Below are 12,327 nucleotides of genomic sequence, written 5' to 3' on the forward strand. Positions count from 1 at the left end.
GGTGAACAGTAAGATTTGAATGGAGGTTAGTTATTATGACAAGAAAAGCCTACATGATTGGTACTGGTATTGGTAACTTAGCTGCTGGTATCTATTTGATTCGTGATGGCGGATTCAATGGTGATCAAATCACTATGATGGGACTTGAAGACCACGGTGCTAATGATGGTGCCGCTGTAAAAGATTATGAAAATGAATATGGTAACCAAGCACTTTCTAATAACAAAGGATTCCTAGCAAAAGGTGGAAGAATGCTTAACGAAGAAACTTTCGAAAATCTTTGGGACGTTTTGCGTTCAGTACCATCACTAGACCATCCTGGACAAACTGTTACCGACGATATTTTGAATTTTGACCATGCCCATCCAACACATGATGTGGGACGTTTGATTGATCACAATGGACCACGAGTAAATCCGGGTAAAGATAATTACAAACATATGCAATTTGATAATAAAGATCGTTACTTGTTGTCGAAATTGATGTTGATGCCTGAAAAGGATGAAGAAAAGTTGAACAACATCAGTATTGCTGAATGGTTTGCAAGTAGTCCTCACTTCTTCACAACTAATTTCTGGTACATGTGGCAAACAACCTTTGCTTTCAAACGTGCTAGTTCAGCAGTTGAATTACGTCGTTACATGAATCGTATGATTCTAGAATTCAGTCGTATCAATACTTTGGAAGGTGTTACGAGAAGTCCTTATAATCAATTTGAAAGTATTATTTTGCCAATGCGCAAATACTTGGAAGACCGTGGCGTAACCTTTATCAATAATCGCAAAGTTACTGACCTCGAATTCAAAGACACACCTTTGCAAGATGATATCGTTGTAACTGGCTTGAAGTATGAAGAAGTCGACAATGACAACAAAGAAGGTCATATCGATATTGCCGAAAATGACTTAGTCTTCGATACTAATGGTTCAATCACTGACAGTTCAGCAATTGGTGATTTCAACACACCATTCAAAGAGAATATGGATTATGCACCTAGTGCCATGCTTTGGAAGAAAGCTGCCGAGAAATTCTACTCACTAGGTAATCCGGATAAATTCTTTGGTGACCGTTCACAAAGTGAGTGGGTAAGTTTCACAGTCACAACAAACAACCACTTCTTAGTTAACGAAATTTCACGTATCACTCAACAAGAACCGGGTAATGCTTTGAACACATGGATTGAGAGTACACCATTGTTGTCAATCGTTGTTCACCACCAACCACATTTCAAGGCACAAAAACCTAACGAATCAACATTCTGGGGTTACTTCATGTATCCAAGAAGAAATGGTGATTACGTTCAAAAGCCTGTTATGGAAATGACTGGTAAAGAAATGCTTGAAGAGTTGCTCGGTAATTTGGCTGCAACTGATCCAAGCAAAGACAATATCAAGAACCATACTCAAGAAATCATGGACAGTATTGTCAATGTTATCCCAGTTCACTTGCCATATGCTTCTGCAATGTTCAATCAAAGAGCTGTCGGTGACCGTCCTGATGTAGTGCCAAAGCACAGTAGAAACTTAGCCTTCATCAGTCAATTCTGTGAACAACCATTTGATATGGTCTTTACAGAACAATATTCATTCCGTGCCGCACAACGTGCTGTTTACACTTTGTTGAATATTCCATTGTCAGAAATGACACCAATGCACCATTACGAGAAAGATCCAAAAGTAATGGCCCGTGCTACTAAGACAATGTTTAGATAGAGAGAGGGTGGAACAAGCCCGGGAATTCTCGAGGATTTGCTTAGTGATGGAAATTGACTGCGGTATTTGGTCTTGCAGGCGATTTTCATTACGTAGCAAACCGGAGAGAATTGGCTTGTGTAACCCGTTTAGATAGAGAGTGTGAAGAAGTTCGTTTAAAAACAAAATATTTCACAAAGTAGGTTGAAAATCACTTCAATCTACTTTTTTTGTGAATTAAAAAAGGCCCATAATACGGACTTTGTGAAGAAATATTCACAATAAAAACTATGATTTTAGGGATGTGAAATTCATTGACTAACAAACAATTGTCTGCTACGTGTTGATATATCAACGTGGATACGTTTACATTGTCTTTTTGGATTAAAATGCTTGAACAAAAAAAACACAGTGATATGATAAAACGTGAATTAGTTAACAAATATAGTTTTTATTCTTGGAGGTAATCAGATGTTGAAAGGTTCCAAAGATACAAATACTGCTGCAAAACCCGACAAAAAAGAAGAAGTAAAACCTGTTATTGATGAAATGGTCGCTAAAGCTCAAAAAGCTTTGAAAATTATGGACAGTTTCACTCAAGAACAAGTTGATCACATTGTTCACCAAATGGCTATTGCTGGTTTGAATGCTAGTTTTAAATTAGCTAAATTGGCCTACGAAGAGACTGGTCGTGGTTTGGTTGAAGACAAAGTAATTAAGAATATGTATTCAACCGAAGAAATCTGGCACTCAATCAAACGTGATAAGACCGTTGGTATTATTGAAGATGATAAAGAACATCGTTTGATCAAGGTTGCTGAGCCACTTGGTGTTTTAGCCGGTGTTACTCCAGTTACTAACCCAACTTCTACAGCAATGTTTAAGTCATTGATTGCCTTGAAGACACGTAATCCAATTATTTTTGGTTTCCATCCTCAAGCTCAAAAATGTTCAGTCGCTGCTGCTAAAGTTATGTTAAAGGCCGCTGTTGATGCGGGTGCTCCTGAAGATGTTATCCAATGGATCGAAAAACCAAGTATTGAAGCTACTTCATACTTGATGAACAATGATGGAGTTGCCTCAGTTCTTGCTACTGGTGGTCCTGGAATGGTCAAAGCCGCTTACTCAACTGGTAAACCTGCTTTGGGTGTTGGTCCTGGTAATGGTCCTGCTTACATTGAAAAAACTGCTAACATCAAACGTGCTGTTAACGATATTATGATTTCTAAGACTTTTGATAATGGTATGGTTTGTGCCGCTGAAAATAGTGCCATTATTGATGCTGATATTTACGATGAAGTTAAGTCATTGTTTGAAAAGAACAAAGTCTTCTTCATCAAGAAAGCTGACTACAAGAAGTTAGCCGATGCTATGTTTAGACCAGAAGGTGGAGTTAAAGGTCCTATCGCCGGTCAATCCGCTTTGAATATTGCTAAACTTGCTGGTATCAAGGTTCCTGCTGATACTAAAGTTTTAGGTGTTGAATTAAGTAAGGTTGGTCCAGATGAACCACTTTCAGCTGAAAAACTTTCACCAGTTCTATCAGTCTTCAAAGTTGCTGGCCACAAAGAAGGATTTGAAAAAGCTGATGAATTGCTACACTTTGGTGGTTTAGGTCACACAGTTGGTATCCACACAATGGATGAAGATTTGGCTACTGAATTTGGTATCAAGATGAAAGCTAGTCGTGTACTAGTTAATACTCCTGCTGCTATCGGTGGTATTGGTAATCTTTATAACGAAATGATTCCATCACTTACACTTGGTACTGGTTCATGGGGTAAGAATTCCATTTCTCACAACGTATCTTCATTTGATTTGCTTAATATTAAGACAATCGCTAAACGGAGAAATAACATGCAATGGATTAAACAACCAAGAGTTTACTATGAAAAGACTTCAGTTCGTTACTTAGAGGACCTTGAAGGAATGAAGAGAGCCTTCATCGTTTGTGATCCTGTCATGGTCCAATTAGGATTTGTTGATACGATTACTGATGAATTGAAACGTAGCAAGGTTAACGTCGAATACTCAATGTTCTCAGACGTTGACAATATTGTAACCACTGATGTTGTTAAACGTGGTGTTACACAAATGAACCTCTTCAAACCAGATACAATCATTGCTTTAGGTGGCGGTACAACAATGGAAACTGCCAAAGACATGTGGTTATTCTATGAACATCCAGATGTTGATTTGTTTGGTGCAAAACAAGGTTTCATCGATATTAGAAAACGTACTTACAAGTTCCCTAAGCCAGAAAAAGCTCAATTTGTTGCTATTCCTACAACATTCGGCGGCGGAGATCAAGTTACACCATTTAGTTCAATTATCGATACTAAGACTGGTACTAAGTACCCAATTGCTGATTATGCATTGACACCTGATGTTGCTATCATTGATTCACAATTTGTTGAAACAATGCCAAAAGACATCATGGCCGAATCTGGTATGGATGTTTTGACTAACGCGGTTGAATCATACGTTGCTAATATGGCTTCAGATTACACAAGACCATATGCACTCCAAGCTATCAAGTTAGTCTTTGATAACTTAGAGAAGGCTGTTGCTGGTGATAAAAATGCTCAAGCTGAAATGCACAATGCATCAACTCTAGCTGGCTTATCATATGGTAATGCCTTTGCTGGTGTGGCACATTCAATCACTGATGTCTTGACTAACGTTTATGGTATCAGACATGGATTGGCATCGATCATTGCCTTGCCACAAGTTATCAACTATAACTTCGAGCAACCAACTAAGATGACAATGTGGCCTGCATATGAAAGCTTCAGAGCTGATTCTGATTATGCTGCTATGGCTAGTTACATTGGTTTGACTGGCAAAGACAACCGTGCTTTGAAGGATGCCTTAGTGAAGAAGATTGTTGATCTTGCTCATGCTGTTGGTATTAAGTTAAGCTTGAAGGACAACTATATCGATAAGAAAGACTTCGATAGTAAGTTGGATGACTTAGCTGAAGCAACCTTTGGCGATCAATTCTCATTCACTAACCCTAAGGAACCATTGATTTCAGAATTGAAACAAATTCTTGAAGATGTTTATGTCGGTAAAGGAATCGAAAAATAAACTTTGATTAAATAAAAAATGATGTAGTTCAGAGTAAAATCTGGATTACATCATTTTTTTTATGATTTTTTATTCTATTTTGGCTATATTAATTCTCAGATTTTTCAGTCTATAATAATACAACCGATATTTATTTTTTTGTTAATTGTTAATAATACTGTTAAATCAGTATTTATAGGAATAAAAACAAGAAAAATTAATTGAATTTTTTTATATCGGCAATCGAGTTGTAAATGCTACAATTTCGGTGAATTTAAAGAACGGATGGGGATTATGATTTCTTTAAAGAATAATAAAATCAAACTGGGTATCAATAAAGAACAGTGGAGTTGGATCATGTATGATTGGGCTAATTCTGCTTATGGAATTATTGTCACGACAGCGGTTTTACCCGTTTACTTCAAATCGGTTGCGACCAGTTCTGGGATTTCTAATGCTAGTTCAACAGCATATTGGGGATATGCTAATAGTTTTAGCACGTTATTAGTCTCATTGTTGGCACCGTTTTTAGGAGCATTGGCAGATTATCCTAATTTTAAAAAACGTTTATTGGGCATGTTTTGCTGGTTAGGAATTGTGATGACAGTCGGTCTAGCCTTTGTACCAGCTAGTCAGTGGCAAATATTGTTGACAATTTATATTTTTTCAGCAATTGGTTATTCAGTCAGTAACTTATTTTATGACAGCTTTTTGACTGATGTAGCTGATGATTTACAGATGAATAAAATATCGACATATGGTTATGCATTTGGATATTTAGGCGGTGTTTTAGCCTTTATTCTATTCTTAATATTGCAATTGACGAGTGGCTTTGGGATGTTAGATGGAGCTGGCATAGCTAAAATGAGCTTTATTATTGCGGCTAGTTGGTGGCTGGTTTTTTACTTGCCACTTCAAAGAAATGTAACGCAAAAATATTCAGTAACATCTACTAAAACACCTTTGTCAGGAAGTTTTAAACGGGTGTTTGAAACCATCAGACACATCCGTCAGTATAAAAAAGTTGCTTGGTTCTTAGTAGCTTATTTCTTCTATATTGATGGTGTGGATACCATTTTTACAATGGCGACAGCAATCGGTTTGGATATTGGCATTAAGACGACAGAATTGATGATTGTCATGTTAGTCGTGCAATTGATTGCCGTACCATTTTCAATCATGTTTGGCTGGTTGGCAGATAAAACTTCGACTCGTAAGGGTATTTTACTAGGAATTGGAGTTTACTTGTTAATTTGTTTATATGCTTTACGTTTGAAAACTAACTTTGACTTCTGGGTACTGGCAATTTTAGTGGGGACCAGTCAAGGTGGTTTACAAGCCTTGAGTAGATCTTACTTTGGACAAATTATCCCGAAAGAATCTGGTAGTGAATTTTATGGATTCTTGAATATTTTGGGTAAATTTTCAGCGGTCATGGGTCCATTTATTGTAGCAATCGTAACGCAAATGACTGGTAAGTCGACTATCGGTGCTGCTTCTTTGAGTGTTTTGTTTTTAGTAGGGCTAGTAATATTTGCTATGCTGCCAAAAATTTCAAAAGAATAATAAAAAAGGAAATCCAAATTTTGGATTTCCTTTTTTTGTTATTTCCAGCGGTCGATTAACTGAGCTGTTTCTTTAGTATTGTTAGTAAAGACACTGTCTAACTTGAGTGTATTTAAGGCATCATAGTTGTCATTATAAGTATTTAAAATCCAACCATTAGTTTTAAAACCATTCTTGTGTGATAGTTTAACTAATTTTGGTGTCCATTGATCTAATTTCATGGAAATGAATTTGATATAACGAGGGGCATTTTCAATTTGTTCTTTGTATTGGCGTTCAGTGGCAGAGCTTAATAGCCAAAGAGTAGGAACTTTTTTCAAAGAGTGATGTAACTCCTTGATTCCCGGTAAGCTTTCATCTTGGAAGATTACATTTTTAGTCATTTTATATTTCTTGAGTTCTTTGACGAGAGCTTTTTCGGTATCGGTATTGTCGCCGGCATTCTTCTTAGTTTCAATTATATAATGAACATTTTTACCATAACGCTTGAAGACGTCTTTTAGTTGATGAATCTTTTCACCATTGTGTAATTTAACTTGGCTAATTTTGCTAGCATTTGAAGTTGAAATCGTAACATTTTTGCCAGTTGATTGTTTGAGATTATCGTCGTGTGAGACAAATAATTTACCGTCTTTACTTAACCAAACATCCTGTTCGATATATTGAGTACCATCTTTGATAGCACGATTGTAACCCTTGAAAGAGTGGTCAGGATAATTATAAGGACTGCCACGATGAGAAAAAATCAAAGGTGTCTCTGGTGAAGCATGGTTGATGCTTTGTGTGACTGAAGTTAAATTTTTAGCTTTTGGAGCTGCCGCTGCTTGGACGTTTAATGGCATACCTAAAGCTATTAACAAAGTGAATAAAATAATAATTAGTTTCTTTTTCATAATATCCCCCAAATAATATATTCTTATCATAGTTTAATTGTAAAAAAAGTGCCACCGCAATAAATACGATGACACAATTATTTAGCAATTATGGAAAGGACGAATTTTCTTAGGTTCGGATAGTCTTAAAGAAGCACGTTTTGTCTTTTCACGTTCAATTTTTAGTTGAGTTTTCAATTGACGATTCTTCCAGAAACCACGAATGCAAATAGCTGCAGGAATTGCCATCCAAGCTACAGTTGCAGGAATTATCCATGGATCTTTACGAATGATTTCTAGTTCTTTTTCGTTGTACTTTTGCATTTCTTGATAAATTTCCTCTGACGTTGGCATAATTATCATCCTTTTTTATCTAAATCATACTCCGAATAGAAAACGCTGTCATTATAATCGACTAATTTGTTACAATGTTTATTGGAATTTAACTTCCAGAAGTGATTTTGATACCAATGATACTAATTAGTAATAAGGCTACGAAGACCCAAGTTAATGGAGATAGTTTATCGCCAAAGATTATTACTCCAGCAATAATCGAACCAACGGCTCCAATTCCGGTCCAAATAGGATAGGCCAAACTCATCGGCATTCTCTTAATAGCGATTGACAAGAAGAACATACTCAAAGCCAAGCCGATAATTGTGTAAATGGTAAAGCTGATTTTAGTAAAACCGTGACTCAATTTCATCGTGGTTGCCCAAACGACCTCAAAAAGTCCGGCGATAATTAAATAGATCCAATGCATAATATTTCTCCAAAAAAATAAGTATCCCTAATAATTCCTTCTTTGGCCTAACGGAATTATTAAGAATACTTGATTAAGTGACACCCGGCGGTGTTTATTAACTTCAAGGAAATATTTTAGCAAATAGAAAAAAGGTTGGCAAGTATGATTCGTAAAATGAAAGATGCAGAATTGGAAAAAGTCAGTCAGATTTGGCTTGATAGTAATTTGGAAGCACATGATTTTATTGGTAAGGATTTCTGGTTTGATAATTATTCAGTGGTTAAAAAACAATTCAAAACAGCTGAAATTTATGTCTATGCTGAACAGGAAGTTAGAGGTTTTGTTGGTTTACAAGAGAATTATATTGCTGGAATTTTTGTCGATAAAAAATATCGCAATCAAGGTATCGGAAAAAGATTGTTAGATTTTTTAAAGAAAAATCATCAACAATTGTCGTTAGATGTTTATGACAAAAATATTCTTGCCAAACAATTTTATGAAAGAAATGGTTTTGAGTTTTCTATCCATTCAGTCGAAGAGAAAACTGGTGAAAAAGAATCATGGTTAGTTTGGAAAAAATGATTTATAGTTAATTTATTTTTAATTTAAAGTCAATTATTTTAATATTGAGCTATAATGAACAGTAGTTTAATTAACTAAAAAAGGTGGTATTTTATATGGCAGATGTCGAAACTTATATTAAAGATTTGAAAGATTCTATTATTAAAAGAGACCCTAATCAACCAGAATTTCAAGAAGCAGCCTTTACTGTTTTAGATACATTAAAACCAGTTTTGGAAAAGCATCCTGAATACGTTAAGAACAATATTTTGGGTTCCTTAGTTGAGCCAGAACGTGCAATTCAATTTAGAGTTCCTTGGCAAGATGATGAAGGTAATTTCCATATTAATCGTGGCTTTCGTGTTCAATTCAATTCTGCCATCGGACCTTACAAAGGTGGTTTGAGATTACATCCTAGTGTAAACTTGAGTATCGTTAAATTCTTAGGTTTTGAACAAATCTTAAAGAACAGTCTAACTGGACTACCAATTGGTGGTGGCAAAGGTGGTTCTGATTTTAATCCTAAGGGTAAGTCAGATTCAGAAATTATGCGTTTTTGCCAAAGCTTTATGACTGAATTGCAAAAATTCATCGGACCAGATTTGGATGTTCCTGCCGGCGATATCGGTGTCGGTGGTCGTGAAATAGGTTACTTATTTGGCCAATACAAGCGTTTGAATGGCTTCCAAGGTGGAATTTTAACTGGTAAAGGATTGCAATATGGTGGTTCACTAGCTAGAACTGAAGCCACTGGATTTGGATTGATTTACTTCTTGAACGCTTTGATCAAAGACCAAAAGGATACTTTGAAGGGTAAGACAGTGAAAATTTCTGGTGCCGGAAATGTTGCTATCTATGCTTTACAAAAAGCTCAAGAAAATGGTGCCAAAGTAGTAACTGTTTCTGATTCAAATGGTTATGTTTATGATCCAAATGGGATTGACCTTGCTACTGTTAAACAAATCAAGGAAGTTGAACGTGGACGTATTAAAGAATATGCCGACAAAATTTCAACTGCTGAGTATCATGAAGGTTCCGTTTGGGATTTGGATATTAATTACGACATTGCTTTACCATGTGCCACTCAAAATGAAATCAACGAAGACCAAGCCAAATTGATGGTCAAAGATGGTGCCAAATATATTGCTGAAGGTGCTAATATGCCAAGTAATACTGATGCCATTGCCGTCTACAAACAAAATGATATCATCTATGGACCTGCTAAAGCTGCCAATGCCGGTGGTGTTGCCGTTTCAGCCTTAGAAATGAGCCAAAACAGTGAACGCTTGTCTTGGACATTCGATGATGTTGACAAACAATTGAAAGATATCATGGAAGATATTTATCAAAAGATTGCTGATGCCGATGCTGAATATGGTTTGAACAAGGATTATCAAGCTGGTGCAAATATTGCTGGATTTGAAAAAGTTGCTAAAGCTATGTTGGCTCAAGGATTAGTTTAGAATTCCGTCCTCCATAGCAAAGAAAATTTGGCTGGAACGTAGTGGACACGATTTTGAGCTTTTTCAAAAACCAAGTGCGCAAAATCTCAAAACTCGGCCTTATTCTAAGCAACAAGTTGCTAAGAATAATCTCACTACTGAGCCAATTTTCTTTGCTATTCCGGACTAAATAGTGATTTTCAATTTTTCATAGAATCAAAAAAGAACTAGATTACAATCAATGTAGTCTAGTTCTTTTTTACTCTGCGGGTATGATTGGATGTTTTCTAACGATGAAGGTCAAAAGATAAGATGCTGCTAAGATGACAGTAACAACTAAATATGGATAATGTGTATTCCAGTCCATCAAAGCACCAGACATCAAGGGGCCAATGACGTTACCAACACTAGTTAAGGACATGTTCATACCATTGATCAAACCTTGATTAGAACGACTTGATTTTGTTAATAGAGTCGTGATAGCTGGTCTTAACAAATCAAATGAAGAGAAAATAATTAAAGTAGCAACGATAACTTCAACATGAGTGTGCGCTTGAGTAATCCAGAAAACGCAAACGGCACTCAATAAGAAGGCGATACTGATCAGACGCATTTCACCGATTTTGTTGATGATCCAGTTGAAAGCGGCAACCTGCAAGATTAAGGAAATGATTCCATTTAAAGTTAAAACTAAAGCAATTGTTCCTAATCCAAAATCAAAGACTTGGTTAACATAAATACTATAAATACTTTCGAATCCTTGTAATCCAAATGATGAAACCAAAATCATACCGAACAACATGACCATAGGTAAAGTCAAAATTGCTCGAATTGAACCTTTTTCTTGAGCTTTCTTTTCTGCTTCAAGTTCCTCACGTTCAAGGACTTCTTTGTCTTCCTTAAGAAAGATGTATGTGAAGATAGCACTAGTGATACTCAAAATACCGGCAACCCAAAATGGTGTTTTATAAGTAATACCAGCTAAAATACCACCAAGTCCGGGACCCAAAATCAGTCCACCACTAAAGGCAGCTGATAGCCAACCAATTACCTTAGCACGGTCTTTTAAAGTTGTTAAATCGGATCCTAAGGCCATTGAAGTAGGGATAACCATGGCTGCGGACAATCCACCAATGATCCGAGAGATATTAAAAATAGGTAATGTTGTAGCAAGTGCGAAGATAAATTCTGAAATCATATAAGTAAATAAACCGAAAACAATAACTGGTTTTCTACCTAATTTATCAGATAATTTACCTACAATAGGTGATGCTATAAATTGGGCAAAGGCGAATAGAGACGTCATGATACCCATTTGTGAAGTCGTAAAATGGTATTGGTTTTTAATAAAAGGTGTAACCGGTATGACTAATCCGATTCCCAAACAGATTAGAAAGTTACTGAATACTAAAATGTAGATTGATTTTTTGTTCTTCCCCATAATTTCCCTCCCTATAAATAAAATTTTTGAGCATAAGAAAACCGATATACTAAGAATGCCTTAGCTATCGGCTTTGAACAAGAATCTCACTTTACTGAAAATCATACTATCATTCTATATCATTGTCTAATACTTTAAGTTAAATTTATTGTTAAAAATATATTACAAAAATGACGTTTGGCATGAAAATAATTTGTATTAGTGGACAATTGGTATAGAAGTGCTTATGATAAATGTATGACTTAATAAGGAGGTCATATTTTTGGATTTTCGGAGCGGCTTAAACAGTGATAAGCCTCAGATAATAAATTTACTAGTAGATTCATTTAAAGAATACATAACAACTAAGAACATGTTCCAACAAGAATTTCGTTCTAGTGCTAAGTTCGATAAGTTGTTGAGAAAGTATTTTGAACTTGAAGTTAATGTATTCATGAAAAAAGGTTTGGTTTATGTTGGAGCTGACGGAAAGGGAAAGCCTAGAGCAGTTGCTCTAATTGAATTTAATCAAGGTAAGCAGATCAGCAATTGGGATTATCTTTCAATGGATGGTTTAAAATTGTTGCCAGAAATTATCAAGAATGGATTCAATGGTTTCAATGCATTCGATATCTTTAAGTTCGAAGATCTTTTCGATAAAGTAAAGGGTAAGAAAAAATGTGCTGTTGAATATTTGGCTGTCGATAAGAAATTACGTGGTCAAGGTATCGGTAGTAAGATGCTCAATAATCACATTAGCCCTTACGTGAAAAAAATTGGTTATAGAAACATCATTTTAGAAACGAATACACAAAAGAACGTTAAGTTCTATAAGAAGAATAATTTCTCCGTTCGCTCAGTTAAGAAAGTTAATTTGAGTCATGGGGATGTTAAAGATTGGGTTTTAGCTAAAACAATCTAAAATAAAAGGCTCTTTGTCAAATCGTATTGATGAATGATT

10 protein-coding genes are annotated in these 12,327 nt (G+C 35.7%); 6 read left to right on the forward strand and 4 right to left on the reverse strand.

Going from position 1 to position 12,327, the window contains the following annotated elements:
- The first annotated feature begins 35 nt into the window (after positions 1-35).
- The 3 genes from G6534_RS02870 to G6534_RS02880 all read left to right on the forward strand — a co-directional run bounded on the left by G6534_RS02870 (position 36) and on the right by G6534_RS02880 (position 6,326).
- Positions 36-1,712: an oleate hydratase gene (locus tag G6534_RS02870; RefSeq protein WP_059074731.1), complete on the forward strand. Its 1,677-nt coding sequence runs from the start codon at positions 36-38 to the stop codon at positions 1,710-1,712.
- A 450-nt stretch (positions 1,713-2,162) separates the two neighbouring features.
- Positions 2,163-4,781, forward strand: a complete 2,619-nt coding sequence (adhE, locus tag G6534_RS02875) for a bifunctional acetaldehyde-CoA/alcohol dehydrogenase (protein WP_059074730.1) — start codon at positions 2,163-2,165, stop codon at positions 4,779-4,781.
- Positions 4,782-5,084: 303 nt separating this feature from the next.
- Positions 5,085-6,326, forward strand: coding sequence for an MFS transporter (locus G6534_RS02880; RefSeq protein WP_182083266.1), 1,242 nt, complete (start codon positions 5,085-5,087; stop codon positions 6,324-6,326).
- 38 nt (positions 6,327-6,364) lie between these two features.
- On the opposite strand, the gene G6534_RS02885 is transcribed toward G6534_RS02880, so the two are convergent.
- The 3 genes from G6534_RS02885 to G6534_RS02895 form a co-directional block, all read right to left on the reverse strand.
- Entirely contained in the window at positions 6,365-7,219 is an 855-nt protein-coding gene (locus tag G6534_RS02885) for a glycerophosphodiester phosphodiesterase (RefSeq protein ID WP_059074729.1), read from the reverse strand.
- An 81-nt stretch (positions 7,220-7,300) separates the two neighbouring features.
- The gene (locus G6534_RS02890) at positions 7,301-7,552 is read right to left on the reverse strand and encodes a hypothetical protein (RefSeq protein WP_059074728.1); all 252 of its coding nucleotides are present in this window, start codon (positions 7,550-7,552) and stop codon (positions 7,301-7,303) included.
- 88 nt (positions 7,553-7,640) lie between these two features.
- Positions 7,641-7,961 carry a DMT family transporter gene (locus G6534_RS02895; RefSeq protein WP_059074727.1) on the reverse strand — a complete coding sequence of 107 codons (321 nt, stop codon included), beginning with the start codon at positions 7,959-7,961 and terminating at the stop codon, positions 7,641-7,643.
- Positions 7,962-8,105: 144 nt separating this feature from the next.
- On the opposite strand from G6534_RS02895, the gene G6534_RS02900 reads away from it, so the two are divergent.
- The gene (locus G6534_RS02900) at positions 8,106-8,525 is read left to right on the forward strand and encodes a GNAT family N-acetyltransferase (protein WP_059074726.1); all 420 of its coding nucleotides are present in this window, start codon (positions 8,106-8,108) and stop codon (positions 8,523-8,525) included.
- 95 nt (positions 8,526-8,620) lie between these two features.
- On the forward strand, positions 8,621-9,967 hold the full coding sequence (gene gdhA, locus G6534_RS02905) for an NADP-specific glutamate dehydrogenase (protein ID WP_059074725.1): 1,347 nt from the start codon (positions 8,621-8,623) through the stop codon (positions 9,965-9,967).
- Between the two features lie 238 nt (positions 9,968-10,205).
- On the opposite strand, the gene G6534_RS02910 is transcribed toward gdhA, so the two are convergent.
- On the reverse strand, positions 10,206-11,387 hold the full coding sequence (locus G6534_RS02910; RefSeq protein ID WP_059074724.1) for an MFS transporter: 1,182 nt from the start codon (positions 11,385-11,387) through the stop codon (positions 10,206-10,208).
- A gap of 262 nt (positions 11,388-11,649) precedes the next feature.
- On the opposite strand from G6534_RS02910, the gene G6534_RS02915 reads away from it, so the two are divergent.
- Positions 11,650-12,288: a GNAT family N-acetyltransferase gene (locus G6534_RS02915; RefSeq protein WP_010020398.1), complete on the forward strand. Its 639-nt coding sequence runs from the start codon at positions 11,650-11,652 to the stop codon at positions 12,286-12,288.
- The last annotated feature ends 39 nt before the right edge of the window (positions 12,289-12,327 follow it).

Origin of the sequence: Companilactobacillus pabuli, from assembly GCF_014058425.1 — a bacterium.
GTDB classification, from domain to species: domain Bacteria; phylum Bacillota; class Bacilli; order Lactobacillales; family Lactobacillaceae; genus Companilactobacillus; species Companilactobacillus pabuli.